Raw genomic sequence first — 25,831 nt, forward strand, 5'->3', positions numbered from 1 at the left:
GCCACCCACCCCGGATCCGGCATCTCATTTGAAGGTGCGGAGACCGGGCGCGCCACTAGCATGCGCTCATGCGGGTCGATGAGTATCTGACGTACGACGCCACCGGGCTGGCGCAGCTGGTCGCTGCCGAGGAGGTGACCGCCGCCGAGGTCCTGGCCGCGGCGCGGGAGCGGGCCGAGGCGGTGAACCCGCGGATCAACGCGATCGTCGCCGACATCCCGGAGGCCGACGCCCAGGTCGCGGGTGACGGTCCCAGCGGGCCGTTCGCGGGGGTGCCGTTCCTTGTGAAGGATCTCGCCCAGGAGTATCAAGGGCACCCGACGACCTACGGCTCGCGGTCGCTCGTCGGCGACGTCGCCGAGGAGCACTCCTACTTCACCCGGAGCGCCCTCGACGCCGGCCTGGTCATCTTCGGGAAGACCAACACCCCGGAGTTCGGGTCGAAGGGGATCACCGAGCCGGAGCTGTTCGGCGCGGCGCGCAACCCGTGGAACACCGACCACACGCCGGGTGGTTCCTCGGGCGGGTCGGGTGCAGCGGTGGCTGCCGGGATCGTCCCGGCCGCCGGCGCCAACGACGGCGGCGGGTCGATCCGGATCCCGGCCGCCTGCAACGGCCTGGTCGGGCTGAAGACCACCCGCGGGCTGCTCCCGTTGGGACCGCAGAGCCTGGACGCCTCCAACGGCTTCGTCGTCCAGGGCGTGGTGACGCGCACGGTGCGCGACGCGGCCGGGCTCTACGACGCGCTCGTCGGCGACCGGCCGATGGCGATGATCCACGCTCCCCGTGCCGGCTCAGGGTTCGCGGAGGCGATCGAGACCGCGCCGCGCAGGCTCCGTATCGGGTTCACGTCGGTGTCCTCGATCTCCGCGCCCGACCCGGAGGCGATCGCAGCGGTCGAAGACGCGGCCAAGCGGCTCGAGGACCTCGGGCACCAGGTCGAGGAGGTCGAGGCGCCCTATGACGCCGCCGAGCTCGGTCGCGACTTCCTCACCATCTGGTTCGCCTCGGCGGCCGCCGAGGTCGCCGAGACCAAGCTCCGGGTCGGCGCCAAGGACGCCGACTTCGAGGCCGACACCTTGGCGGTGGCCGAGCTCGGCCGAGCCGGGGGAGTGGTCGCCGTCGAGCTGGCGCACATCAACCGCCGCAACCATGTCCGCCGACTGAGCGACTTCCACGAGACGTACGACCTGCTGCTCACGCCGACGCTGGCCAAGCCGCCCCTGAAGGTGGGTGAGGTGACCACGCCCAAGGCCCTCCAGACCGCGGCGCGGCTGCTCTACAAGGTGCACGGCGGGCGGGTGATGCGGGCGACCGGCCTGATCGACCAGCTGGTCGCCGAGAACCTGGGTTGGGTCCCCTACACCCAGCTCGCCAACCTCACCGGACGCCCGGCGATCTCGGTGCCGACCCACCGGACGGCGTCCGGGCTGCCGCTGGGCGTGCAGCTGTCCGGGCAGCTGGGCGACGACGGCCTGTTGCTGCAGGTCGCTGCTCAGCTGGAGCAGGCGGCGCCGTGGGCGGAGCATCGGCCGAATCTCTGAGGTCGTCCTGCTGAAAGAAATCTTTCTTTCCGTCGCGCAGACGGCCCCGGAGCGGCATCATCAAGACATGACGCCCCCACGGTCAGACCTGCTCATGTCCTCCCGGCTCATGTCCTCCCGGCGCAGCCTCATCGGCGGCGCGCTCGGCGGAATCACGATGGCGATGGTCGGCGGCACCGCGGTCGCCTCCTCGCCGGAGGCACCGACGAAGGCGGCCGCCAACGCGCTCGCCTCGCTGGCCGGCCGCCCGCCGACGATCACGCCCGAGGACCTCACCTTCACCCCGCGCACGGTCCTGCGCCCCGGCCACGCTCGCCAGGTCGGCCTGGACCCGACGCAGATCGCGAAGATCCGCACCGAGCTGACCCGGTTCCTCGAGCCGACCACGGAGAACCCCGCCCACCCCCTGTACGCCGGAGCCACAGCGATCGCGGTGAAGGACGGCGTCATCGTGGCTCACGAGAGTGTGGGCAAGGCTTTCAGATACGGCATGGACGGCACGACCGTCGTCGAGCTGCCGGCAGATCAGCAGATCGACGCGGGGCTCGACACGCTGTGGGACGTCGCCTCGATGTCGAAGCTCTTCACCGCGACCGCGATCCTCCAGCTGGTGGAGCGAGGCAGCCTCGACCTCGAGGCCCCGGTGGTCACCTATCTGCCCGAGTTCGCGCCGCAGGGCAAGAGCGTGATCCTCGTGCGCCATCTCCTCACCCACGTCTCCGGCCTGCTCGCCGGCCCGTCGCCGTCGCTGTGGGCGGGCTACGACACCTATGACGAGCGGGTCGCGGCGATCATGAACACGAAGCCGACCCATGCGCCCGAGCAGATCTACCGCTACTCCGACATCAACCTGATCACCCTCGGGCTGCTCATCGAGCGGCTCTCGGGCAAGAAGCTGGACGCCTACGTACGCGACCACATCACCGCGCCGCTGGGCATGCGCGACACCATGTACAACCCGCCTGCCGACATCCTCGACCGGGTCGCCGCCACCGAATACCAGCCGTGGGCAGGCCGGCCGATGATCCGTGGCGAGGTGCACGACGAGAACGCCTGGGCGCTCGGCGGCGTCGCCGGTCATGCGGGCATCTTCTCGACCGCCGCGGACATGGCGAAGTTCGGTCAGATGTTCCTCAATGGCGGCGTCTACAACGGCACCAGGATCCTGACGGAGGAGACGGTCCGGCTCTCGTTGCAGGACTACACCGGGGCCGAGTTCACCAGCTCCCGCGGCCTCGGCTGGGAGCTCGCCACGACCTGGTACCACGGACCGATCTGGTCGCCGGTCTCCTTCGGCCACACCGGCTACACCGGCACCAGCATCGTGATGGACCCGATCGGGCACCAGCTGGTCGTCCTGATGACCAACCGCGTCCACCCCAGCCGCGACTGGGGCAGCAACAACCCCTCTCGTCGTGCGGTCTCCGACGCGCTCGGCATGGCCTCGGCGGTCAAGGCCGCGAAGGGACGTACGTCGTGGTTCTCGGGTCGCACCAACGCGAAGAAGGCGACGCTCGACGTGCCGCTCGCGGCCACCGACGGTGCGCAGATCGACTTCGACTACTACTTCGACACCGAGCCGCGCTTCGACTTCGGCCGGCTGCAGTACTCCACCGACGGCACCACCTTCACCCCGCTGCCCTGGAGGCTCGAGGGTGGCGGCTGGAGCTGGGAGACCAGTGAGGCGGTCAACGGCTATGGCGGTCGCCAGTGGCTGCGCGGGCACGCGGAGCTGCCCCCGGGAACGACCTCGGTCAGGTGGTCCTACGAGGCCGACTCGACGTCTCAGGGGCGCGGGATCTACGTCGACGGCATCGTGGTGAGCCAGGGGCGGCGTACGGTGTTCGACTCGACGCGTCCCGCTGACGCCGCCCGCATCGTCGCCGACGGTTGGGCTCTGAGCGACAGGTGACACGTCACCGATAGCCTCTGCGGTCATGACCGAGCCGCAGCAACCGAACCCGTTCCTGGTCAACCAGCTTCGCGACGAGGCGGATGTCAAGGCGCTCGTGACCAAGGCGACCGAGTCGAGCTCGGCGGGGGCGCCGAGGGGGATCCTGGACGCGATCCGCGACAAGCTCGCAGACCTGGGTCCCGAGCTGGTCGCGGTGTCCCACGACCTCGCGGAGCACCCGGAGACCGGGTTCGAGGAGCACCGGAGCTCGGCCGGTCTCGCCGAGTTCGTGGAGGCTCACGGCATCGACGTGGCGCGTGGTGCCTACGGTCTTCCGACCGCCCTGTACGCCTCGGCGGGCGGCACCAAGGAAGGCCCGACGGTCGCTGTGCTCTCCGAGTACGACGCGCTCCCCGGCATCGGTCACGGCTGCGGACACAACCTGATCGCCACGGTCGGCGTGGGCGCATTCTTGGCCATCGCGAGCGTGATCGACCGGATCGGCGGCCGCGTCATCTGGCTCGGCACCCCGGCCGAGGAGGGCGGTGGCGGCAAGGAGCTGATGGCGCAGAAGGGCGCCTTCGACGGCGTCGACGCCGCGATCATGGTCCACCCGTTCACCTACGACAACTCCGAGCCGGTCTTCCTGGGCCGCAGGCAGCTGCGGGTGACGTACGTCGGCGTGCCGGCGCACGCCTCGATCCAGCCGTTCATGGGTCGTAACGCCTTGGACGCGGCGAACCTGCTCTACACGGGCGTCGCGCTCAACCGGCAGCAGATGCCGCCGACGGACCGCGTGCACGCGATCATCACCGAAGGTGGCCTGCGCCCCAACGTCATCCCTGAGCACGCCTCGATCCAGTTCTACGTACGCTCCGCCTACCCCGAGACGCTCAAGATCCTCTCCCAGCGGCTGGAGGAGATGGCGATGGGCGCTGCGTTGATGACCGGCTGTGGTGTCGAGTTCAGCTGGGACGAGTCACCGGTCTACCTGCCCATCCGCAACAACACCGGGCTTGCGCAGGCCTGGAACCGCCGCTACCAGGAGCGCAACCACACCGTCCTCGCCCCCGGCGTGGTCCCTGATCTCCTCGCCGGCTCGACCGACTTCGGCAACGTCTCCTTCCGGGTTCCCGGACTGCATGCGATGGTCAAGATCGCCGAGCCCGACGTGTCCCTGCACAGCCGCGAGTTCGCGGCCGCCGCGGTCACGCCGTACGCCGACGAGGTGCTCGTCGACGCCGCCTACGGCCTCGCCGGGGTAGCGGCCGACTACCTCTCCGACGCGAAGCTGCGGGAGACCGTCCGCGACGAGTTCGAGGAGGCCGGCGGGGCGGTGGACGTTACCGAATTTTTCGGGTGATTAACGGTTGATGACGATTCGGCGGCGGTAATCCTGTTACCTCTTCACAATGAGAACCCGAAGGGGCATCGTTCCCCTCGTTGATCACTCAGATGGGGAGCACAGCAATGCCTCGTTTCACCCGAACTCTTCGCCCCGCTGTGGCCGTCGCCGTCGTCGCCCTCGCGGCCGCCGCAGTCGCCACTCCGCTCGCGACCTCCGCCTCCGCCAAGCCAGGGAAGCACCTGGTCGATGTCCAGTTGCTCTCGTTCAACGACTTCCACGGCAATCTCGAGGCGCCGTCGGGTTCGAGCGGGCGCCTGGTCACCGGACACCACATCGACCCGGCCACCGGCAAGCCGATCGATGACACCGTCAACGTGGGTGGCGTGGAATACCTCGCCTCCCACCTGGCCGAGGCCCGCAAGGGTCACGACCGTTCCCTGACCGTCGCGGCGGGTGACCTGATCGGCGCCTCGCCGCTGCTTTCCGCGGCCTTCCACGACGAGCCGTCCATCGAGGCGCTCAACAAGCTGGGTCTGGACGTGACCGCGGTCGGCAACCACGAGTTCGACGAGGGCTACAAGGAGCTGCAGCGCATCGACTCCGGCGGCTGCATCGACGACGGCGACGGGAAGGACAACCAGAACTCCTGCGCCGCCCACGAGTATCAGGGTGCCGACTTCGACATCCTCGCCTCCAACGTGGTCGAGGACGCGAGCGGCGAGACGATCCTGCCGGCGTACGCGATCAAGGAGGTCGACGGCGCCAAGATCGGCTTCATCGGCATGACCCTCGAGGCCACCCCCGACATCGTCACCGCCGAGGGCGTCAAGGGCCTCACCTTCAAGGACGAGGTCGAGACTGCCAACGCGCTGGTGCCCGTGCTCAAGAAGAAGGGCGTCAAGGCGATCGTCACCCTGATCCACGAGGGCGCCAACCTGCCGAAGGAGAAGTGGACCGACCCGGCCACGGGCAAGGTCTACGACGTCAACGCCAGGTACGACTACACCTGCGAGGGCGGGGGCGAGCTGGTCGCCGGTTCGCCGATCCTGCCGATCGCGCAGAACCTCGACCCCGAGATCGACATGGTGGTCACCGGTCACACGCACAACCCCTACGTCTGCGACGTTCCGGACCCTGAGGGCAAGTCCCGTCTGGTCACCTCGGCCTCGTCCTTCGGTCGGCTCTACACCGAGACCAACCTGAAGTACAACCTCAAGTCGCGCGACATCGTCCGCTCGTCGGTCAAGGGCTCGAACCTGCTCGTCACCCGTGACGTGGCCAAGGCCCCCGAGCAGACCACGCTGATCAACACCTACAAGGAGCTGGTCACCCCGATCGCCTCCCGAGTGCTCGGTTCGATCTCCGGTGACGTCACCCGCACCACCAACGCCTCCGGCGAGAGCGCCCTCGGTGATCTCATCGCCGACGCCCAGCTCGCCGACCAGTCGACGGTGGTCAACGGGCAGGTGCCGGTGATCGCGTTCATGAACCCGGGTGGCATCCGTGCCGACCTGACCGCGACCAACTCGCCCTACGGGGAGGCCGTCGGTGAGGTCACCTACGACGAGGCGTTCACGGTCCAGCCGTTCAACAACTACCTCGTCTCGCTGACCATGACCGGCCAGGACATCTACGACCTGCTCACCCAGCAGGTCACCGGCGCCAACGCCGCGTCCCACAAGATCCTGCAGGTCTCGAAGGGCTTCTCCTACGAGATCAGCCCCTCGGGTCCCGTCGAGGGGTCCGTCAAGCTGAACGGTCAGCCGATCGACAAGGCCGCGTCCTACCGGGTCGTGACCAACAACTTCCTGCAGGGCGGCGGCGATGCCTTCGAGGCCTTCACCAGGGGCACCGATCCTTACTACGGCGGTCTCGACATCGACGCCTTCGCCAACTACCTGGAGGCGAACTCGCCCTACACCCCGGGCGCGCTCGACCGCGTCACCGGAACCCACTGAACGAAGACTCGTTCGTACGCAGCGGGCCCGACCGGCACTGAGCCGGGCGGGCCCGCTGTGCTGTCATGGGCTCGGGTCGGCGCGCTGAGCGTCCACAGAGCACGTCTGGTCGGCGATGGCGGCCGCGGACAGCGCCGCCGAGGCGACGCGGTCGTCGGGGATCCCGCAGGCGCGCAGGCAGGTCGAGGCGATCACGCGGGCGGTGGTCTGGTCGATCAGGACGCCGATGCTGCGCAGGGTGGTGGTGACCTCGACCAGATGCATCAGCATCTCGCCGAGATGGCGTGGATCGGCCGCCGGGACGACGGCGGGCGCGGCAGCGCGGGTGGCGATCCGCCCATAGGCGTCGGCGAGCTCGGCGCGCGTGCTGCGGAAGGCATCGAACGCCTCGCTGCTGGTCACATCGGGGTGGGTGGCCAGCATGCCGATGTTGTCGGGCGCCGCGGCGAGCGTGCGGACGTCGACCAGTGCCAGCGCATAGAGCGCGGTCTCGGGGCTCTCCGGGGTGGTCAGCCGCTCGATCTGCTCGACCCTGTCGACGGTGGGTCGGACGGAGCGTTCGAGGAGCTCGGCCAGGATCTCGTCCTTGCCGGTGAAGTGGTAGTAGAGCGACGCCTGCCTGATCCCGACCTTCTCGGCGATCTCGCGGGTCGAGGTGGCGGCGAACCCCTTGGTCACGAACAGCTGCGCCGCGGCATGAAGCACCTGCTCACGGGGTGGGGCTGTGGAGCTCGCGGGGACGAGGCGCGGTCGTCCTGGGTGGCTTCGTCTGATGCTCATCGAGGTCCTGCCTTCCTGTAGACGTCGACCCCGTCATCATTAGAGCATAATATTTTGAAGTTGCCAATCGTGATGAGCATCTGGACGCGTGGTATGCACATCAGGCACGATGATCATGTCAATCCGTCGAAGGAGGAGCTGCCGTGTCCCGCCCCAACCGTCGAGCCCGCGAAGCACTCACCGAGGCCCTCCGTGACGCCCGTCGCGCCGCCGGGCTGACCGGCGCCGGCCTCGCAGATGCGCTGGGTTCGGGCTGGTCCCAGCCGAAGGTGTCGAAGATCGAATCGGGTCGACAGGCGATCTCCGAGGCCGAGGTCAGGGCCTGGGCGGCAGCGGTGGGGGCCGACAAGGAGATGCTGCTCGCGTTGCGAGCCCGGGCCGACCTCGAGCACGCCGCGTTCCGCGACGCGCAACCGACCAGCGGTGCCGAGCAGCAGCAGGAGGGGTACGCAGCGACCGAGGTGGCCGCGAAGGTTATCAGCCGCACAGCGTCCCCGAACTGCTGCAGACCCCCGACTACGCGCGTGCACTGCTGGCGCTGGAGGGTGGTTCCCACGACCGGGACGACGTCCCCGCGGAGACCTCCAACGTGATCGCGGCTCGGCTTCGTCGCTCGGCGATCCTCTACGAGGGTGGAAGATCCATCACCATCCTGGTCGGCGAGGCCGCCCTGCATCACCTGGTCGGCTCGCCCGACATCATGCGCGCCCAGATCGACCACATCGCCAAGCTGGCGACGACAACCCAGGCGACCATCGGGATCGTTCCCTTCGAGAGCTTCCCGGTCCTGGTCCAGCACGGCTGGGACCAGCGCGACCGGATCATCACCCTGGAGACCAGCGCCGGCGACATCGAGATCGCCGACCCGGTCGAGGTCGCCCGCTACGAGCGCTGGGTGCAGCTGCTGCTCGAGCATGCGCTGACCGGTGCGGCCGCCGCCGAGCGGTGTGCCCGGATCGTCAGTGAGCGCGGGACACCGTCACCGGGCGTCCCTGAATAGGAGAGGACCACTGCTCCGGTAGACTCCCGGCGGGCCGTTAGCTCAGTTGGTAGAGCAGTGGACTTTTAATCTCTTTTACGCTTGTCCGGTGTTCCCGCGTGAAGTTCCGCCGGAGTGATGTTCTGGCTGCTCAGAGCCACTTTCATTCTGTCCGACTCGAACCGGTGTTCGATGGGCGGCAACGGGCGTTCGTCCCCTATTTCTCCCCGGGGCGGGGGCGTGCAGGCTGGACCAACCAGGGTGGAGCCTCACGCGGCGGGCTGTCGTGCTAGACGGCACCCTTCCGGCGGTTGTCTTCGAGGCAAAGCATCTGACAGTTGGCGGCGGTCGTCTTCCCGCCCCTTGACCAAGGGGTGATGTGGTCCGCCTCCATCAGGTCAATCGGGAAGTGCTCACCGCACTTTGGGCAGACACCGCTCTGTCGTTCGTATGCAGCGCGTCGCATCTGATCGGTGAATGGACGGACCGAAAGGTACTTCTCCTGGCGGGTGAGGACGTATTGATATATGCCCTTCCTGCTCGTAACGTCGTCGTCCATCATCAGCGCCTTGACTTCCGACTCAAGAGCTTCAGTGTCGTGTGCGGCGTCCTTGAACTGGCGGTACAACGTACCCCAGTCGACGCCTTTCATCTCCTTGCGATAGGTAGTGAATGTCAGTTTGACCCACTCGACCACCTCCTTGAAGTGTGTCCAAAGTTCATCGGCGTTTGGGTCGTGCTGGTGAGTCGACATGTAATGTTCGATGTCGCCGTCGGACACCCACGATATTGCCCGCTCCAGATACTCCTGCCGGATCGGCCGGCCGCTCACGTACTTGTTGGCCAGCAGGTAGGCAGGACAGTTGGTTTTAGAGAAGATCGGCTTGGCGTGAGTCAACCATCGTCCTGTGTATACCGCATTGCGCAACTCTTGTTCTAAAAGGCGTTCGCCTGCGATATTGACGATCCGAAACCAGTCGAGCTTCTCTTGGTCGGTACCCGAGCAGAGATAGACCATCAGTTTGTAGTCAAGGATCTGCTTCTGCAGTGACGTCGGTAGGTTGTGGAACGCCATAGGGCGGCCGTCTATCGAGACGGAGAAGTCGCTGTTGGCGTAGCGGCAGAATGAGATGGTGCGCTGCTGGCCATCCATAACCTCGTAAGTGCCTTGCTCGGTAACCACCCAGTACATGGCGTTGAGGGGATAGTCTTTGCGGATTGTGTCGATGACCGCATTTCGCTTCTTGTCGTCATAAACGAATTCGCGTTGATACTTTGGACGAATGTCGAGAAGGCCTCCGTAGCCGACCACTCCCTCCTCCGCCCTATCTGCGTAGCCGGCGACGACCTCGCGCACTGAGATTTCTTTGAGTTCGATCCTCACGCTGAGACCTTTTCCGGTCGCCGGTTTCTGACGACTATGCGCATATACGTCTGGACGAGGAACCCGTCGACGTCGTCAGCTACGTACACGGTGCGGTTCTCTGGACGCTGAGGCAGGAGCAGTGTCGGTCCTGTGTTCACTTTCCCGCCGTTCGACTCCGTGCCGTCGGGCTTGATCTGGCGCGCGTTTGAATAGCGCTTGGATGGCAATGCTTCGAATTCATTCTTGCCGCGGGTCCAGCCGAGAATCTCGAACTGTTCCGGGTTGTACTTGTCCAAGAACGTGATAGGCACGCCCATGGCGCCGTCGTAGTCGTACGGGATGTCGGCATAGCGGCCAACGTCGATCGCGTCGTAGTTGTCGTAGCGCGGGTACTCATCAGGTGTATAGCGCCTGAACAGAGTTATCTCGTCGTGTCGCTTCGACGTGTCGAGGTTCGTGAACCAGTTGATATTTCCCATGGACAGGTACCTGGCGCCCGACTCGACCTTAATCCGCGACGCCGTGGAGGTGTGACTGTAATCGTCAGGAACCTGAAACCACTTCACGCCTCCGTTGTTGTAGCCCATCCATATTCTGTTGTGCTTAAACAGAGCGAATATTTCGCTGTATGTGAGGGCGTTCTGGTTGCCGAGGACGAGGAACTTCTTCCCGTGGCTAATTAGCAAAGAGATGTACTCGCGAAACAACGAGAAGGGAGGATTGGTGACGACGATGTCGGCCTCGCCGAGCATGGCGATGCACTCATCGGAGCGAAAGTCGCCATCCCCTTTGAGGAGAGTTACGACGTTGCTCTCGCTTTTTAGCAAGTGCTCAACATCGCACAAATCTATGGAGCCGTCATTGTTGGCGTCTGGGACCTCGGTGATGTCGAATCGATAGGTCGGCCGTCGAGGCGATTTTGGGATCGATCTTTCTCCGCCGAACAACGAGAGCTGCGTTCCCGTGATCGGGCTCCCCGCGTAGCATGTGGCGATGAGCCTCTTCAAGCCTAGGTGGTTGAAGTTCATCGCGAAGTATTTAAAGAAGCTCGACTCATACGGGTCGTCGCAGTTGCAGAAGACCACCTTGTTGCGAAACTGCCCACGATAATGGCGTAGCTCGTCTTCGATGTCCTTCAGTTGCGTGTAGAACTCGTCCTTCTTGGCCCGACTTGCCCTTGTCAACGCCTCTTTGCCTGCCACGTTTGCAGGCTCTCGTCAGCGACCGTCCGGTGGAGTGGGCACGCCGGTTTGATGCCCGATATTGGGGTACATGGTGCGCCTGGTGCCCGTCGTCGCGCGGATGGTGGGGGTGTACTGCGCCAGTCTGGGCGCAGCGGCTCCGGTGCCCGCTGCGCGCGCGGGGATCCCCCCGCCGTTGGTCTTGAGCTGCCGCCATGCGGCAGACTGTCCCTGGGCCGTTAGCTCAGTTGGTAGAGCAGCTGACTTTTAATCAGCGGGTCGTCGGTTCGAGACCGACACGGCCTACGGCAATCCGGGTCCCGAGTCGCGACAGCAACTCGGGACCCGGCCCAGTTAGTCGGCCTCGGCCTCGCCGTCGTCCTCGTTGAGGGCCTCCTCGATCCGCTTCATGGCGATTGCAGCTTGACCGTCGACCGCGTGGGCGTACACCTTCAGGAGTACGTCGACGCCGTGGCCAGCCCACTGGGCAACGATCGTGGGTGGAACGCCGGCCGCGAGCCAGGTCGACACTGCGGCGTGGCGCAGGTCGTACGGGCGCTGGGCGAGTGGGGACTTCCGCTCACGCTCGGTGAGTGCTGCCGCCCGGGCCGTCTTGAAAACGCGCTCAACAGCGGCTAGCGGCACCGGGCGGGAGAGTGCGGCCGGCATCGGCCTGCCGAACTTGCCCACTCGGCTGACGAACAGCCAACCACCCGCGCCGGTCTCGAAGTTTTCGAGGTGGTCGCGCAGAAGCTTCACGAGAGGCGGCGGGAGCGGCACGGGCCGGGTAGCAGTCGAAACCCGATGCTTCAGGCTCCGCTGCTCGCCGAGCTCGCCGTCGTCGGTCCACGACTTGCCAGAATCAATGTACGAGCCAGCGAGGATCACTTCACCCCAGCCCTTCTCTGGCAGTTCGAGGTCCGTATCGTGCAGGTTTCGCACCTCGCTTGGTCGCAGGCCGGCGTAGTAGATGCATCCGAGAAATGCCTCCATTGCCGGTGCGGCTGCTCGGACCTTGGCGAGGATCGCCTTCGCCTGCTTGTGGTTGACAACCACACGGGTGTCGAGCTCCTGAGCAACCTTTGGCCGCTTGACCTTCACCCGGTGCAGCGGGTTCGCCTCGAGGTGGCCACACTCCTGGGCGTAGACGATGACGCTTGAGAGAGCGGCGCGCTTCCGGTTGATGGTGGCGGGCGCGGCTGCCGAACCGTCAAGCTTTCGCCCGATGGCGACCAAGACGGCGCGTGTCACGGCAGGGTCGGCAAGGTCGGTCAGCGGACGACTCCGCTTGGTAATCCATGCGATCTCCTGGGCGACCTCGGCAGGTGGGGTCGTTGTCTCGCCAGTCGCCGATCGGGCGGGGGCGTTGAACGCCCACTTCATCAGTGCTCTCCGGAGATTTCGGACTTCGGCCACCGTCTCTGGTGTCTCATCGTCGACCAGCATCGCGAGGGAGATCGTCGCCAGCCCATCGGCCGTCCCGCGGCGGTGCCCGGGCGACATCTCGGACCACCTGACATCCACGAACGCCATCGCGAAGTCGAGCCAGGTCGGGCCAGCCGCCTTCGGCGTCATCGACAGTGGCAGCCCTGACTCGATGATGAACGGTTCGCCCTTGCGGGCAGCGGTGACAAGCTCGGAGCGGAACGACTCGGCGAGCTTGACGTTGTGGAATGTCCTCTCGTTCCTCTCCTTGGCCACTAGCCAGCGAACACGGTAGGAGTTGCCTTTCTTGCGCGGGCGGACTTCGGTCTCGTAGAAGACGACGTCGTAACTGGTGTTCATCAGGCACTCTCCTCCAGGTCGATCAGCCATTCGTCGGCGTCGGTGCGACGGATGCGGAGCTCCCCGTTGGGGAGCTTGATGCAGCGAGGACCGGCACCCTTAGCTCGCCAGTCGTAGAAGGTGGAGCGGGCGACGCCGAGCTCGGCGCAAAAGTCGAGGACCGTGAGGTGCGTCCTCGTGCTGGTTGATGCCTTGCGAGACATGATTCCGAGATCTCCTTCGGGGATGCGCGGTGCGCTGTCGCAGTCGGTTGGTGTCGAATTGCTGGAGGCTGGACCAGAGGGGTGTCCTCTTGCTCTGCGATCTGGGGGCGGGAATCGGCGTTTTAAAGCCGCAAACCCGCCAATTCGGGTTCTGATCTGGGGGAACGTGTTGCGGGTTTGGTGCTTTTCGGGCTGGTTCTAAACCCGCAAACCCGCCGAATCTGCTGGGTTTGCGGGTTAGTGCTGGTTAACCCGGTTTCAAACCCGCAGAGTGTTTTGGCTGGTCAGGGTGGTGTTTGGCGGGTTTGCGGGTTTGCGGGTTTGTTTTGGGGTTCTTGGAAGAGTCCGGTCTCCTCGGGAGCGTTCACCCCCTCTGGTCCAGCCGGTTTCGCCTCGGCCGGCTCTGGGTTGGGAGTGTGTTCGATGTAGTACGTCCGGGCTCGGGTGTGGGTGTCGATCTCGGAGCGGAGGACGACGTTGCCGCGCCAGCGGCCGATCTGGCCGGTGAGGATGCGACCGAGGCTCTTGGGGGTGAGGAGGCGGCCGGCGGCGGTGGTGGGGAAGGTGCCTTCCCAGCGGTCGGGCATGCCGATGTCGGGTTCGGCGCTGGAGCGGAGCTCGGCCGCGCTGCGGCGCTGATCGCCGTAGAGGTCGTGCCAGCGCAGCAGGAAGGCGCGCCATTCGGCGTAGTCGTCGTCCAGGTCGCGGGCCTCATCGGCGTTGGAGAGGAACCCGGGCACCTGGTGGTGTTCGAGGAGGCCGCCGAGGTATTGGGCCCAGCGGGTGAACTGCCGCATCGCGGGCACGTTCTTGGCCTTGGGTGCCCCTGCGCGGGTCCAGTCGAGGATGAGGATCAGGAGGTGGCGCAGCACGATGGCCTGGTTGGCCGGGTCGAGGATCCAGGTGTCGAGGTTCGGGATGGAGAACCCGGTCCTCGCCTCAGGGTGTGGGCAGTCCGGGTCCAGGCGTACCCATACGGCGCGGGAGGCCATGTCGCCACCAGTGCGCAAGTTGTTGCCGGTAGCCAGCCACAGCCGGTCGTTCGGGAACGAGGGCGCGGAGTTGGTTCCGAGGCGTCGGTCGGTCCATACCCGTTCGGTGACCAGGCGGGCCAGGACGGCAGAATCGACGACGCAGCCCTCGACGAGGTTGTCCCACACGATCACGCCGACCTGGTCGGCCATGACGGTCGTGATCGACTTACGTAGCTCCTCCTCGGAGTCGGTCCAGCTCAGCACCCGCTGCCCGACCATCAGCCCGACGCAGCTCGTGAGGATGGTCTTCCCGGAGGCGGGCATGGTGGCGTCCACGACCCCGAACGGCGACAGCGCCCGGGTGAACGGTTGCAGGATCGGCGTCGCGAGCATCGCGAGGTAGTTGGCCTTGTCCGAGGGCGTACGCCAAGGAAAGTCCCGCAGGAACGTGTCCAGCAGGAACGCCCGAGCCTCGGCGACCTGCTCGGCGGTGGGGTGCTCGGGGATGGGGTCGGTGGTGACCCGTCCGGCGAGGTAGTAGCCGGTCGCCTCGTCGTAGCCCGGGGTTTGGAGCAGGGTGCCGTCCGGGCGCAGGACGGGGGTGGTGATGACCTTGTAGAGGACCGGCAGCCCGGGCCAGATCGAGCGTGAGAGCACGGACTCGAGGACGTGGCGGGGCGGGGTGATCTCCTCGTCATAGGCGGGTCCGTCCTTGGGGTGACGGGTGCGGAACACCTCGGCCTGGTCGGCCAGCAGGTGCGCGAGCAGCGCGGGTCGCAGCACGGTCGGCCGCATCGGTGCGGGGGCGTCCTCGTCGCCAGCGACCATCTCAGCGGCACCCGAGATCGTTTGAAGAACGATCGGGTCGCCGTCGTAGACGTAGGTGTCGTGCAGCGCCCGTTGGTCCAGGGCTTGGGTCAGGGCACGGATGCTCTCGGGGTCGTTGCCCACCTTGATCGGGCGTCGGCCGTCGCCGGGGACCGCGTGCAGCGATCCACGCGATCCGCGCCCGGCCGCGTTGTCGGCGTGGGGCTCGGTGGTGTGCTCAGTCATCTGGGGACCTCTCGATCTCGTGTTCAGGCGGCTGTCTGGTGAGTGCGGTGGCTGGTTCCCCAGCCGAGGGCGTCGCCTGCTCGGCGGCCGAGCCAGGAGGCGACGTTGACCGCGACCGCGTTCCCGGCCTGCATCTGCTGTTCGCCCTGATTGCCAGTGATGACGTAGGTGCGGGCGAATCGCTGGGCGTTGGCGGCCTCGCGGGGCTTGAGCATCCGGAAGTAGCAGTCCTCGACCTCGATCGCGGCCTGGAGCAGGGCGTGCTGTTCCCGGGTGGCGAGCGTGGAGAGCGCGTCGGCGGTGGCGGGGTAGGGCTTGGCTCCCTTGCGGTACGGGATCACCAGCGACTTGTTGAGCTGGGCGGTCTGGGTGCGCAGCGGCTCGGTGACCGGCTTATTCATCGACGGGTCGGCAGTGGCGTAGCCGCCGTGGTGGGCCGAGACGAACGCACCCGGCGGGATCGTCAGGCCATGGTGGAAACCGCCCGCGCTGAACGTCGGGACGGGGCCAGCGGAGACGGGGTGGTTGCGGCCGTGCTTGCGGCTCATGGTGACGAACGGTTCGCTCATCGCGATGCCGTTCTGGATCGCGGTCACCTGAGCCGGGGTCGGGGACTCCAGCAGCGGCCAGGCACGCAGATAGGAGTTCTTCGCGCCGGAGGCGGCGTCCCAGGTGTTGCCGCCGGCGCCGATCAGGACGGGGTCGGCGATCGTCTGGAGACCGAGCTTGATGCGGGCCATCGTCTTGGGCCCAAGGTCGCGCAGCCCGTGGGCCTCGCGATCGCCGATGCGCACGCCGAGGTCGGTCCAATCGATCACCGAGGCGGCCGGGGCGACGTAGGGCTCGACGGGTCCGTGGTCGCCTTCGGGGCACACGTAGAGGTACTGCGGCCCGTACTTCCCGACGGGCATCCCGTTGATCCGCTTAGCGCGAGGTTTCCACCACTGCCGGGCCTCGACGTCGCGGCCGCACTTCTCACACCACGCCAGCGGGCGGGGCTCCAGGTCGAGCAGGGGCACGTCCTTGCGGGTGATCCCGAAGTAGATCCGGTCACGCCACTGCGCAGCGGGATCGTTCTCCTCGCCACCGACGTGCGCAGCAGAGACGCAGACGAGCTGGACGTCGTAGCCGAGGCTGGTCCACCCGTGCAGCCAAGTGCCGATCAGGTGCCAGTCAGCGGCCTCGACCACGTTCTCGACCAAGATCACCGCGGGGTTGTGGACCTCGGCGTAGCGCAGCACCTCCCAGAACGTCACCCTGGTCCGCTCGAATGCCTCGGCCGGGACGTGGCCGTGCTCCTCCCACAGGCCAGGCTGGTCGTGGTCGCGGGGCTTCTTGCGGCCCCCGGCCTGCGAGAGCTCGGTGCAGATCGGGCTGGCCCACAGCAGGTCGGCCTTGGGCAGATATCGGACGTCGACCTGCTGGATGTCGGCGCACAGGTGCTCGGTGTTCGGGTGGTTCGCGGAGTGGGTCTCGATTGCACGGGACCAGTGGTTCAAAGCGACCTGGACCTCGAATCCGGCCTCGACCAGCCCCGAGGAGGAGCCGCCCATGCCACAGAAGTAGTCCACAGCGGTCAGGGACATCAGGCAGCCTTCCTCGAGCTGAGGGTGCGGGGGTTGGCGGCTCCGGCGTGGAACCCGGATCGGATCGTGTTGTCGATCTCGCGGGGGTTGCAGTCGCATCCGGGGCCCATGAGCGAGTGCGCGGCGCTGGTGAGGGCGTCGTAGGCGGTGTGTTCGGCGAGCACGCCTCCGGCGATGAGCTGTCCGAGCGACTTCGCCGAGACGAACAGCCGGGTGTTGTGCTGCTTGGCTGGGGCGCTGGCGACGTTGGCGGCCTCCTGGGTGACCGCGCTCTTGACGTAGGCGGGCAGCCGGTCGGTTGCGGCCGGGATCCTCGTCGGCCCGGCCGGGATGGGCCGGTGCTGGCGGCCCAGGAGGTCGAGCAGGAACAGCGGCAGCGGAGCCGGCGGCCTGTCCTCGACCACGGCGTAGCAACTCGTGCCGGTGCTGGTCGCGATGATCGTCGGAGGGGCCACGACGTAGCCACCCTGGGCGCGGGTGTCGATCAGCCATCCGATCGTCCCGGCGGTGTTCCCGAACCGGACGCCCTCGGGAGCTCGGTAGTAGAGGTGGGTGCCTCCTGAGGGAGTACGCACCGTGAACGTGGGCGTGATCGTGCCGCCGCAGGCTCCGGCGATGTGGTCGAGGACCTCGACCCCAGTGGTGATCCCGAACCGTTTCCACGGCTCCGGAATCTTGGTGCCGGGCTTGGCGGTGTCCAGGTCGACCACGACCAGGCCGGAGGGACCACATGCGATCCCGAGACCGTAGGTCGGGGCGTCCTCGGCCCAGGCGCGTCGGATCCGGGTTTCGTCGGTGGTCGCGCGGGCGTCCCAGCCGGTGTGCCCGTCGCGGCAGCGGGGGTCGGTGCCGGTGCAGTCGGCGGCTCGGTGGTCGGGGCGTGCGGGGCGCTTGGTGTTCGGTAGTAGAGGGAACACGTGCCAGCCACGGGCAGCGGCGGCCAGGGCTCCGGCGAGCATCGGGCGGGTCTGGGGTGCGGCGTACATCAGGCGGCCCTCCTCGGGCTCGTGCCGGTGCGGCGGTTCTGGGAGGCGGTCTTGGTGGCGTTGCGAGCGGCTTGGCGGCACAGGTCGCCGCAGTACTTGGCGGTCGGGCTGGTGCGGGTGAACTCGCGGCCACAGCCGGGGCAGATGGGAGCACTGGCGCGGCGGGCGCGCTTGCGTTCGTTCTCGGTGGTGCCGCTCCATACGCCCATCACGTCACCGAACCGAGCTGCCTCGGCACGGCAGGCGGCCTGGACGGGGCACGCGGCACAGACCTTCTTGGCAGCCGCGGGGCTGGACCCGCGTTCGGGGAAGAACGCTTCCGGGTCGGTCTGGGCACACAGCGCGGAGAGACGCCAGTGCTGGTCAGCAGCGGTCGTGGTGTTCATCGGGCACCTCCGGCAGCCTGGGCATTGGTCCAGCGCTGGACGGTCCGGTCGGAGACGTCGAGGAGTCCGGCGACCTCGCGCACGGGCATCCCCACGGCGCGCAGCTCGATGGCGGCACAGGCCGGGTGGACCTGGTCGCCGTCCTCCTCGCCCAGTGCCTCGTCGCAGACGGCGCACCGGCCGGTGTCGTCGTTGTGGTCGTCCTCGGTGTCAGGGGTGTCAGCGATGACTGTCAGGTTCGGGACAGCGGTGACAGCGGGGGCGACAGCGGCGGTCGAGACGGTGATCGCGTCGGGCTGGTTTTCCGGGTCGGTGTCACCCTCGATGTCACCCCAGTTGTCCGGGGTGGTGTCAGGGGTGTCAGCGGGGCGACTGGCGAGGAACTTGCGGTAGGCGACGGCTCCGGCTGCGTGCTTCTCGGCCGACTTGGAGAGCCGCAACGCGGCGCGGTTCTCGGCCTTCTCTACGGTTACCTTGATCTCGGCCAGGGCGTGAGTACGGGCGGCGAGGCGGGCGGACTCGCCGTAGCCGGTGATGGTCTCCATGTGGGCGGCGTGGCGGGCCTCGATGACGGCCAGGGCGCGCTGGTCGCGGATCTGCGCGGTCCGTTCCCGGATGGTCGCGGCGGTCTGTGGGGAGACGGTGACCTGGTCGCGGATCCCGTCGGCGACCAGCAGCAGCGCGGCCAGGGCCGGGATCGCGGACCAGGGGCCCATGTGTCCGACCGCGGCGAGCAGGACCGTGGAGACGGCGACAGCGGCCGCGGTGGCGGCTCCGAAGCCGTAGGCGGCGGCCCGCTGGCCTGACTTGTAGGCGGCGATGGTGGTGTGTCCCAGTGCTGCCCACACGACGTCGGCGGCCAGGGCGACCGCGACGCCGACAGCGGGTGCGGCGGCGCCGGCGGAGGGGATCATCTCGGCGACCTGCGGTGCGATGGTCACGGCGACCTGGACGAACCCGACGGCGGTCATGCCGTAGCCGACGACAGCCAGCCCAGAGGGGCGACCAGTGGGGCGGCCGGTGGTGCTGGTGGTCGTGGTTGAGGTGTGCTCGTGGGGGCGGTTTTCGGTGTAGTGGGTGCGGGTGTTCATGAGGGCGGATTCCTGTTCTGATCTGGTGTTTTAGGCATGGGTCGGGTAGGGACCTGGGCCAGTTGGCGGCCCAGAGCGAGGGCGAGGAGGCGGGTTACCAGCCGGGCTTGTGCGGTTTGCTGTCGCGGGCCGGGAGGACGGTGGTGGTTGCCTCGGCGTGGATGTCGCGGGCGAGGTAGTAGAGGCGGCGGCCGGCGCGCAGGTGGGTGCCGGCGCCACTGCAGCGGCGGCACGGCCGGAGCTTGGTGCGGCCGAACGCGTTCGTGCGGGTGCGGTATCCGGTGCCCTCGCAGCGGCGGCAGCGGGTGAACGGGAGCGTGGAGCAGATCGCGGCGTAGATCCCCGCGGCGGCCAGGGCGACCAGGACGGTCGCGGTAGCGAGCGTGAGCGGTGTCATCGGTTTGGTCTCCTGGAGGGTTTCCGGCGGGTGCGGCTCAGGGGTCGCTACCGCTACTTTCGAACATGTGTGCTGGTCAGGGCCGGGTTTGGTGGTAGCGGGGTGGGTAGCGGGGCCGCTACCCGTAGCGGGGGCGTTACCTCCCGCGCTACCTCGGTCCGGGGCCTAGTCCTCACCTCCCTCGGTTTCGACAGGGGTGGCCTCGTCGCGGGTGGTGCGGAGCTTGACCAGGTCGGTGCGGCGGTAGCCGCGGCGGACTTCGCCGGTGATCTTGACGTTGACCGAGGCGAGTCCGGCGGTGCGTGCCATGTCCGAGAGCGCAGCGGCGGTGAGGTGGGGGTAGGCCTCGGGCCAGGTCTCGGCCAGGGCTTCGGCGGCGGTGTCCCAGTGCTGGCCGTTGGAGGCGGCGACCTCGGTCAGGTCGGCGAGCAGGTCGCGGGCGGGTGCGGTCTCGATCGGGGCACCGACGACCTTCCCGCCACGCAGGGAGGCGGATCGGGCGACCATGCCTGCCCAGGTCTCCTCGTCGGGGAACTGGGAGCGGACCGCGACGGGTGCGGCGCCGCCGGTCATGCAGCCCCAGCCGGCGTCGAAGACGGGCCGGTAGACGGTGCCGGTCAGGCCGCGCTTGTAGGCGCCGGTGCCGAGGATCATGTCGTTCTCGACCTGACCAGCGACCGAGAGGCACCAGCGGTTGGTGACACAGCGGGTGATGCCCGGCGGCAGGCTGGACTTGTCCGGGATCTGGGTCGCCAGGATCACCGAGACACCCAGAGCACGCAGCCGCTTGATGGCGCGTTCGATGTTCCCGGCCGCGTCAGCGGAGTAGAGGAACAGCTCGTGGGCCTCGTCGATCAGGACACAGACCGGGTGGAGTCCGGAGCCGGGCTTGGCGGCGAGCTCGGGGGTGACCTTGCCCTGAGGGGCCTCGCCACGCTTACGAGCTGCCAGGATCCGGCGGCCGCGTTTCTCGGCCTCGGTGACCAGCCAACGCCCCAGCGCAACGCCCTGGTCGAGTGCCTCGTCGTCGACGCCGCACACGTAGGTGGAGCAGAGGTCCTCGAGGTCGAGGAAGTCGCCGGTGCCCTTGAACTCGCAGATCTTCAACTCACACGTCGGGTCGAGCATCGCGATCCCGACCAGCGCACGCGCGGCGTAGGACTTACCCGAACCGGGCTGGCCGCCGAGGAGGTAGGAGCGCTGGAACATGGTCGTCTCCACGGGGCGGCCGCGCTCGTCGGTGCCGAACTCGGCGGACTCGAAGAACGAGGTCGAGACCGCGTCGCCGGCTAGGGACCACAGCGGCTGCCCGGTCTTCGACGCGGGGTGGTAGCCGACCCACAGGTCGAGCTGGCCGGGGTGGTCGGGGCCGGCGGCGGGCCAGACCTGGTCGACCGGGAGCCGCAGCGCAGCCGCGAGGGCGTCGCGCTTCTCCAGCACCTTCACAGCGGTGACGCCCTCGGGGAGGTTGACGCGGGCGAGCCAGCCGGGGCCGTCGCGGTGGATGCCGGGGTGGCAGAACTCGACCTGCTCCGGTGCCGTGATCCCGCGGACCGCGAGGGCGACCAGGGCGTTGCGGACCAGGTCGCCCGTCAGCTTGGTGAACTTCCGACCAGTGGCCACACGGCCCAGGATCGGCTTGTCAGCAGGACGCCCCAGGTGGGCGAACAGCAGCATCAGACCGACCAGGCTCACCCCTAGAACCGGGCCGGCCAGCAGGCCGGTGGTGAGCAGGATCGTGGCCAGGATCAGCAGCGTGCACACGGCGAGGCTGAGTGCCCACAGTCGGCCGCGTGCCTCTCTGGCACGGACCTTGTTCAGGGCCTGCCAGGTGTAGGCGTCGTTGGAGGCGGCGGCCTGCTGGCGCAGCTCGTAGTTGCCCTCCTCGGCCCGCGCCCACCGGGTGACCTTGCCAGTCACCCGCCCAACACCGACCAGCGAGTAGCCCAGCGTCTTGGTCGCATACAGCGGCGTACGCACCGCATGGAACGCGGTGTAGTAGCGCGCGGTCGAGACAGCCTGACGTGCCGCAGCCTTACGGGCCTGCCCGGAGCGCAGCCACGGCGGGATCACCGGGGCACGCTCACCACTGGCACGGTCGGGCGCAGCCCAGGTCATCGAGGACGGCAGGTCGTCCGGCTCACCAGACGCTTCCTCGTCGCCGTCGGCGTTGCCGTCGGTGGCAACGACGGTGCGGTCGAGGTCATCGACCACGGCCACGACGGTCCCATCGACCATGTCGACACGCTCGGCATCGGTGCCCCGGTCGAACGGGATCACCTCACCGAACTCGCCGGTGTCGTCGGCAATGTCGTTGGCGTGGTCGAGGCCGATGGTGTTGCTCTGGTACTCAGTCACTGCTCGGTTCCTTCCTAGGTCCCGTGGTCATCTGGTCTGGTTCAGCAGGTGGGTCAGGCGGTGGTGGACGATCGCGAGGAGCCGGTGTTTCGGCATCGTCGGCTCGGTCTGCTCGGCGTCCAGGAGGGCCACGACGGCGGCCAGGCCTTGGATCAGCAGCCCGAGGCGTTCCTGGATCAGGAACAGCTCACGACGCAGTTGCTCGCATGCCCCGCATCGCTCCTCGCTCACCGCTCGTCGGGGAACTTGTAGTTCTCGGCCTGCTTGGCACGGGCGCGGTGGACCTTTGCGAGGTCCGCGGCCTCTTTGGCAGCATCGGGCTTGCCCTGCGCAGCGAACCGCTTAGCCGCAGACGACCAGCCGTCGGCCGCCCGACGATCCTTGGCAGCCGACTTCGCGAAATCCGCCCGGGCTGCAGCCTTGTTGATCCTCATTACTTCGTTCCCTTCTTGGTGGGGTTCTCGGTGGTGGTGTTCGTGTGGTTGACGTCCTCGAAACGGCCGGTGGGCCAGTCGTGGAGCGTGGGGAGCTCCCGGGTGCCGGCGTAGGTGCCGTCGAGTCCGAAGACCGGGCGGGAGTGCTCGTGGGATCCGCCGGCGTGGGCGATCGCGGCCAGGATCAGGTCGAGGGCATCGCGGTCCAGACCAGTGACGCCGTCGCCCAGGCCGACCTTGGCCAGGCTCGGCTCTGCCAGGGACGCAGCGATCTCCAGGACACGGCGCTCGCCTCCGGAGAGCTCACCGCCATCGGTCGGCACCATGTCGGCGCTGAACCAGTAGCGAGCGCCCTCGGAGTCATGCTCGATCCAGGAGCCGTCCAGGAGGCGACCGTGGTTGAACCAGATCAGCAGCTCGACGGCCGCTTCCAGCGAGTACAGGCCACGGGCCCACTCACGCAGACTCTGGGCGAGTTCGCCACGCCCCTCGGAGATCGGCGCGCTCATCAGGCCACCGCCTCGGACCAGACCCGCTGGGTCGTGGAGATCTCGACCCACACATCGACCTCGGTCGAGGCGTTCGGCTCCCAGCCCGCCCAGGTGTGGCGCACCAGCAACCCGAGACCGTCCTCGGTGTCAGCGGTCATGTGCTCGGACAGGTGCAGAGACTCAGCCAGAACCCGCGCCGCCTCGTAACCAGCAGGGCGGATCGACAACCGAACCACCGGCCGCCGACCAGACGTACCTACCGCCTTGGCGACGGCCAGGCGCGGCTCGGCGTCGACGGAGAACCCGTGCAGCTCGACGTTCGGGAGACCCTCAAGCAGGGTCGCGACCCAGGTCAGGTCCCACGACTTCGCGGCACTCATCGGGCACCACCAGCGATGTTGGAGGCGGCAGAGAGAGCCGCCGCCATGCCGGACTCGATCCCATCGAGGATCGGAGCGCCGATCGTGGTCGAGGCCAGCGAGAGGCCGAGCACGGCGCCGAAGGCGAGGACGCCGGGGTGGGTGCCTCCCCAGCGGACCATGAAGAACGCGACGAGCAAGAAGATGATGAACAGAGGTGCGGTGATCATGACGTGGTTCCTTCCGAGAATCAGGCAGCCTCAGCCGGAGCGGCTGGGCCAGGGTTGGTGATCGTGTAGGCAGGCGCGACCGCCAAGGCCGCGTCGTGGTTGGCCTGCTGAACCAGGAGGGACAGCAGTGCGCTCATGGCCCTGCGGTGGGCTCGCCGGGCGAGCGCGTCAGAGGGGCTGGTCAGTACGCGGCACTCCGCGTCGACCAGGTCGACGCCAGCGGCGATCAGAAGCATCTCGGCCTCGATCATGGCCAGGTCATCCCCGGTCGGCTCGTCTCGTGTGTCGTTCATTCCTCTTGCCCTTCGGTGGCTGGTGGCCAGGTGGCCATCCGTGATCTACCTAACAACTGAATGGCAGAACATGTCAACTGTTAGGTCGAAGTTTCCGCGAGAAATTTCACTGCGAGGCGTGGACCGTGCAACAGTTGTCAGCGAAAATGTTAGGTGAGAACACGCGGACTGAATGGCAATGCGGGCTAGGGAGAGACATGACAGACGGGCCGATCGATGCCCTGTCGGGTGCACTGCAACAGCGGATCGCGCGCGACATTCAGAACCAGATTGAGGCGGGTGTTCTGCGAGACGGCGAGGTCATGCCATCGACCCGCGCGCTTGCCGAGCAGGCGGGTGCGAGCATCTGGACGGTCAACGAAGCGATGAAGGCGCTGGCTGAGATGGGACTTGTCGAAAACCAGTCCCGGTCGCGCCGAATCGTGCGGTCGGCGCACCTCACGCCCAAGGTGGTCAAGGTGCCCCCTCGAGCGCTGCTGATTGGCGGTTACGCAGGCAGTGGCAAGACTGAGCTCGGCCGCATCCTTACCCGCCTCACGGGGTGGATGATCATCGACAAGGACACGACGACCCGGCCGGTTGTCGAGGTCGCACTAGAGGCGCTTGGATCCGAATCGAGCGATCGAGAGTCGGAGACGTACCTGTCGAAGATCCGTCCCCGTGAGTACGAGGCGTTGATGTCGACAGCACACGAGAACACGTCATGCGGCGCTGGCGCTGTGATCACCGCGCCGTTCATCCGGGAGTTCTCTGACGCTTCGTGGCTTGCTCGTGAGAAGGCGCAGTTCGCCGATGACGGTCTGCCAATGACGCTGGTATGGGTTGCTTGCGATGCGGACACGATGCTGACCTACGTACGCCGACGCGGGGCCGCTCGGGACGCGCACAAGCTTGCCACCTGGGATGAGTACATCAACGGCATCGACCTCGACTTCCGACCCGGCGTAGACCACCACGTGATCGACAACTCGCTGTCGGCTGAGCCGCTCAAGGCTCAGGCAGAGCAACTGCTGGCAACGCTCGCTGAGCGAGAGAAATCATGATCACGCGCGGTGTGATCCTCTATGGTCCGCCGGCCGCGGGAAAGGATTCGACTGATCACGCGCTCCGCGAGCGATCAGTCGACTACGTCCACTTCGCGCGCATCAAGGTCGGCTCGGGGAATGAGGACGCCTACCGGATGGTCACGAAAGGTGCGCTCAACGAGCTTCGGTTGCGGCGGGATGTCATCTGGGAGAACCGGCGCTACGGGGCGATCTACGCTGTCGACCGCCCGGGCCTGGCTGAGGCGCTTGACAGCGGAATACCCGTCATTCACCTCGGGCAACCGGAGGCTGTCGAAGCGGTGGTGACTGCGTTCCCGGAGGTCAGGTGGACAGTGGTTGAACTGTGGTGCCCTGTCGACGATGCTGAACGCAGGTTGAAGAAGCGCGGCGACTCCGCTCTGGTCCAGCGTATGCGCATGGAGGCGTGGCACGAGACGCCGAAGCTCGACGCTGCTGACGTCCGGGTTGATACGTCGCTGGTGTTTCCGGAGTTTGTGGCCAGCATGATCGACACGAAGGTTCGTGCTTGACCGAGATGGTGCGTGGTTCGGCCTCTAGCTGGTGGGCTGCTCGTCGTGGCGCTCGATGCCGAGTAGCACCCAACCTTCGGGCACCTGGTCGCGCAGTTGTGCGAGGGCGACTCCGTAGGTCTCGGCAGTGGCGGTCAGCTCGCGCGGCTCGTGGTCGTTGAAGGCGGGGTCAGTCAGTCGCGGGCGTACGCGGGAACGCAGGACATAGGTCACTGTCGGATGGTACGTCGAAGAAACGCCTGTGATGTCTCGGGACATCAGTGACAGTTCCGTATCAGGACATCGGTGACGGTTGGTGTGTCAGGACTTTGGTGACGGTTCGGGGTTGTTGGGGCGTGGTCCGCGGGGTCTGCCGTTGCCGACGTAGGTCACTTCGGGGGCTGGTCGGGTGTGCTCGATGAGGATCTCGCCTTGTAGGTCGGCGACGGTGATCTTGTCGCCGGTCGCGTCGCCGTCGGTGATGACCAAGACGTGTTGGAAGCCGTGCTGTCCGCCGACCATGTAGGTGACCCGCCCCAGTTTCAGGGCGCCGTTGCTGGCCAACTTCTTCACGCTGGTGCCGGGAGGCAGGTCCTCGGG

At 67.1% G+C, this 25,831-nt stretch carries 28 protein-coding genes and 1 tRNA gene; 9 read left to right on the plus strand and 20 right to left on the minus strand.

Annotated features, from left to right (window positions below):
- Nucleotides 1–68 precede the first annotated feature (68 nt).
- The 4 genes from IEY84_RS13320 to IEY84_RS13335 all read left to right on the plus strand — a co-directional run bounded on the left by IEY84_RS13320 (nucleotide 69) and on the right by IEY84_RS13335 (nucleotide 6,744).
- Nucleotides 69–1,544 (plus strand): amidase, encoded by a 1,476-nt coding sequence (locus tag IEY84_RS13320; protein ID WP_183552171.1) that lies wholly within the window; start codon nucleotides 69–71, stop codon nucleotides 1,542–1,544.
- A 67-nt stretch (nucleotides 1,545–1,611) separates the two neighbouring features.
- Nucleotides 1,612–3,456 (plus strand): serine hydrolase domain-containing protein, encoded by a 1,845-nt coding sequence (locus IEY84_RS13325; RefSeq protein ID WP_183552174.1) that lies wholly within the window; start codon nucleotides 1,612–1,614, stop codon nucleotides 3,454–3,456.
- Nucleotides 3,457–3,481: 25 nt separating this feature from the next.
- On the plus strand, nucleotides 3,482–4,801 hold the full coding sequence (locus IEY84_RS13330) for a M20 family metallopeptidase (RefSeq protein WP_183552177.1): 1,320 nt from the start codon (nucleotides 3,482–3,484) through the stop codon (nucleotides 4,799–4,801).
- A 107-nt stretch (nucleotides 4,802–4,908) separates the two neighbouring features.
- Nucleotides 4,909–6,744: a bifunctional metallophosphatase/5'-nucleotidase gene (locus tag IEY84_RS13335; protein WP_221209295.1), complete on the plus strand. Its 1,836-nt coding sequence runs from the start codon at nucleotides 4,909–4,911 to the stop codon at nucleotides 6,742–6,744.
- A gap of 63 nt (nucleotides 6,745–6,807) precedes the next feature.
- Here IEY84_RS13335 and IEY84_RS13340 read toward each other — a convergent pair whose 3' ends face one another.
- On the minus strand, nucleotides 6,808–7,524 hold the full coding sequence (locus tag IEY84_RS13340) for a TetR/AcrR family transcriptional regulator (RefSeq protein ID WP_183552180.1): 717 nt from the start codon (nucleotides 7,522–7,524) through the stop codon (nucleotides 6,808–6,810).
- A gap of 143 nt (nucleotides 7,525–7,667) precedes the next feature.
- On the opposite strand from IEY84_RS13340, the gene IEY84_RS13345 reads away from it, so the two are divergent.
- Together IEY84_RS13345 and IEY84_RS13350 are read left to right on the plus strand one after the other, a co-directional pair.
- Nucleotides 7,668–8,117, plus strand: a complete 450-nt coding sequence (locus tag IEY84_RS13345) for a helix-turn-helix domain-containing protein (protein WP_183552183.1) — start codon at nucleotides 7,668–7,670, stop codon at nucleotides 8,115–8,117.
- Entirely contained in the window at nucleotides 8,057–8,524 is a 468-nt protein-coding gene (locus tag IEY84_RS13350; protein WP_229788647.1) for a DUF5753 domain-containing protein, read from the plus strand. Before IEY84_RS13345 ends, IEY84_RS13350 begins: the two co-directional genes overlap by 61 nt.
- 268 nt (nucleotides 8,525–8,792) lie before the next feature.
- Here IEY84_RS13350 and IEY84_RS13355 read toward each other — a convergent pair whose 3' ends face one another.
- On the minus strand, nucleotides 8,793–9,887 hold the full coding sequence (locus IEY84_RS13355; RefSeq protein ID WP_183552311.1) for an HNH endonuclease family protein: 1,095 nt from the start codon (nucleotides 9,885–9,887) through the stop codon (nucleotides 8,793–8,795).
- Nucleotides 9,884–11,071, minus strand: coding sequence for an adenine-specific methyltransferase EcoRI family protein (locus IEY84_RS13360; protein WP_183552309.1), 1,188 nt, complete (start codon nucleotides 11,069–11,071; stop codon nucleotides 9,884–9,886). The genes IEY84_RS13355 and IEY84_RS13360 overlap by 4 nt, the downstream gene beginning before the upstream one ends.
- Nucleotides 11,072–11,283: 212 nt before the next feature.
- Between IEY84_RS13360 and IEY84_RS13365 the strand changes: the two genes are divergently transcribed.
- Nucleotides 11,284–11,356, plus strand: a tRNA-Lys gene (locus IEY84_RS13365).
- Between the two features lie 48 nt (nucleotides 11,357–11,404).
- On the opposite strand, the gene IEY84_RS13370 is transcribed toward IEY84_RS13365, so the two are convergent.
- The 15 genes from IEY84_RS13370 to IEY84_RS13440 all read right to left on the minus strand — a co-directional run bounded on the left by IEY84_RS13370 (nucleotide 11,405) and on the right by IEY84_RS13440 (nucleotide 23,676).
- Nucleotides 11,405–12,835 (minus strand): tyrosine-type recombinase/integrase, encoded by a 1,431-nt coding sequence (locus tag IEY84_RS13370; protein WP_183552307.1) that lies wholly within the window; start codon nucleotides 12,833–12,835, stop codon nucleotides 11,405–11,407.
- The gene (locus IEY84_RS13375; RefSeq protein WP_183552290.1) at nucleotides 12,835–13,038 is read right to left on the minus strand and encodes a helix-turn-helix transcriptional regulator; all 204 of its coding nucleotides are present in this window, start codon (nucleotides 13,036–13,038) and stop codon (nucleotides 12,835–12,837) included. Before IEY84_RS13375 ends, IEY84_RS13370 begins: the two co-directional genes overlap by 1 nt.
- 284 nt (nucleotides 13,039–13,322) lie before the next feature.
- Nucleotides 13,323–15,065: a hypothetical protein gene (locus tag IEY84_RS13380; protein ID WP_229788637.1), complete on the minus strand. Its 1,743-nt coding sequence runs from the start codon at nucleotides 15,063–15,065 to the stop codon at nucleotides 13,323–13,325.
- 23 nt (nucleotides 15,066–15,088) lie between these two features.
- Nucleotides 15,089–16,651, minus strand: a complete 1,563-nt coding sequence (locus IEY84_RS13385; protein ID WP_183552281.1) for a DNA cytosine methyltransferase — start codon at nucleotides 16,649–16,651, stop codon at nucleotides 15,089–15,091.
- Nucleotides 16,651–17,637 (minus strand): bifunctional DNA primase/polymerase, encoded by a 987-nt coding sequence (locus IEY84_RS13390; protein WP_221209307.1) that lies wholly within the window; start codon nucleotides 17,635–17,637, stop codon nucleotides 16,651–16,653. Before IEY84_RS13390 ends, IEY84_RS13385 begins: the two co-directional genes overlap by 1 nt.
- On the minus strand, nucleotides 17,637–18,023 hold the full coding sequence (locus IEY84_RS27085) for a WhiB family transcriptional regulator (protein WP_183552278.1): 387 nt from the start codon (nucleotides 18,021–18,023) through the stop codon (nucleotides 17,637–17,639). Before IEY84_RS27085 ends, IEY84_RS13390 begins: the two co-directional genes overlap by 1 nt.
- Nucleotides 18,020–19,114 carry a helix-turn-helix domain-containing protein gene (locus IEY84_RS26935; protein ID WP_183552275.1) on the minus strand — a complete coding sequence of 365 codons (1,095 nt, stop codon included), beginning with the start codon at nucleotides 19,112–19,114 and terminating at the stop codon, nucleotides 18,020–18,022. Before IEY84_RS26935 ends, IEY84_RS27085 begins: the two co-directional genes overlap by 4 nt.
- 94 nt (nucleotides 19,115–19,208) lie before the next feature.
- Nucleotides 19,209–19,511 carry a hypothetical protein gene (locus IEY84_RS13405; protein WP_183552272.1) on the minus strand — a complete coding sequence of 101 codons (303 nt, stop codon included), beginning with the start codon at nucleotides 19,509–19,511 and terminating at the stop codon, nucleotides 19,209–19,211.
- A 165-nt stretch (nucleotides 19,512–19,676) separates the two neighbouring features.
- Nucleotides 19,677–21,869, minus strand: coding sequence for a cell division protein FtsK (locus tag IEY84_RS13410; protein ID WP_183552269.1), 2,193 nt, complete (start codon nucleotides 21,867–21,869; stop codon nucleotides 19,677–19,679).
- A gap of 27 nt (nucleotides 21,870–21,896) precedes the next feature.
- Nucleotides 21,897–22,100, minus strand: a complete 204-nt coding sequence (locus IEY84_RS13415; RefSeq protein WP_183552266.1) for a hypothetical protein — start codon at nucleotides 22,098–22,100, stop codon at nucleotides 21,897–21,899.
- Nucleotides 22,097–22,303 carry a hypothetical protein gene (locus tag IEY84_RS13420; protein WP_183552263.1) on the minus strand — a complete coding sequence of 69 codons (207 nt, stop codon included), beginning with the start codon at nucleotides 22,301–22,303 and terminating at the stop codon, nucleotides 22,097–22,099. Before IEY84_RS13420 ends, IEY84_RS13415 begins: the two co-directional genes overlap by 4 nt.
- Nucleotides 22,303–22,812, minus strand: coding sequence for a hypothetical protein (locus IEY84_RS13425; RefSeq protein ID WP_183552260.1), 510 nt, complete (start codon nucleotides 22,810–22,812; stop codon nucleotides 22,303–22,305). Before IEY84_RS13425 ends, IEY84_RS13420 begins: the two co-directional genes overlap by 1 nt.
- Entirely contained in the window at nucleotides 22,812–23,174 is a 363-nt protein-coding gene (locus IEY84_RS13430) for a hypothetical protein (protein WP_183552257.1), read from the minus strand. The genes IEY84_RS13425 and IEY84_RS13430 overlap by 1 nt, the downstream gene beginning before the upstream one ends.
- Complete coding sequence (locus IEY84_RS13435; protein ID WP_183552255.1) at nucleotides 23,171–23,383, minus strand: hypothetical protein; 213 nt, start codon at nucleotides 23,381–23,383, stop codon at nucleotides 23,171–23,173. The genes IEY84_RS13430 and IEY84_RS13435 overlap by 4 nt, the downstream gene beginning before the upstream one ends.
- Before the next feature lie 20 nt (nucleotides 23,384–23,403).
- Nucleotides 23,404–23,676, minus strand: coding sequence for a DUF6284 family protein (locus IEY84_RS13440; RefSeq protein ID WP_183552253.1), 273 nt, complete (start codon nucleotides 23,674–23,676; stop codon nucleotides 23,404–23,406).
- Nucleotides 23,677–23,873: 197 nt separating this feature from the next.
- On the opposite strand from IEY84_RS13440, the gene IEY84_RS13445 reads away from it, so the two are divergent.
- Both IEY84_RS13445 and IEY84_RS13450 read left to right on the plus strand, forming a co-directional pair.
- Nucleotides 23,874–24,719, plus strand: a complete 846-nt coding sequence (locus IEY84_RS13445) for a GntR family transcriptional regulator (RefSeq protein WP_183552251.1) — start codon at nucleotides 23,874–23,876, stop codon at nucleotides 24,717–24,719.
- A complete protein-coding gene (locus IEY84_RS13450; protein ID WP_183552250.1) occupies nucleotides 24,716–25,252 on the plus strand; it encodes a phosphotransferase-like protein in 537 nt (178 codons plus the stop codon). Before IEY84_RS13445 ends, IEY84_RS13450 begins: the two co-directional genes overlap by 4 nt.
- Nucleotides 25,253–25,276: 24 nt before the next feature.
- Here IEY84_RS13450 and IEY84_RS13455 read toward each other — a convergent pair whose 3' ends face one another.
- Both IEY84_RS13455 and IEY84_RS13460 read right to left on the minus strand, forming a co-directional pair.
- Complete coding sequence (locus tag IEY84_RS13455; RefSeq protein ID WP_183552248.1) at nucleotides 25,277–25,465, minus strand: hypothetical protein; 189 nt, start codon at nucleotides 25,463–25,465, stop codon at nucleotides 25,277–25,279.
- An 87-nt stretch (nucleotides 25,466–25,552) separates the two neighbouring features.
- Nucleotides 25,553–25,831, minus strand: a 279-nt coding sequence (locus tag IEY84_RS13460; protein ID WP_229788638.1) for a hypothetical protein, incomplete at its 5' end; no start/stop codon positions are given.

Origin of the sequence: Nocardioides albus (genome assembly GCF_014648255.1) — a bacterium.
GTDB lineage: Bacteria > Actinomycetota > Actinomycetes > Propionibacteriales > Nocardioidaceae > Nocardioides > Nocardioides albus.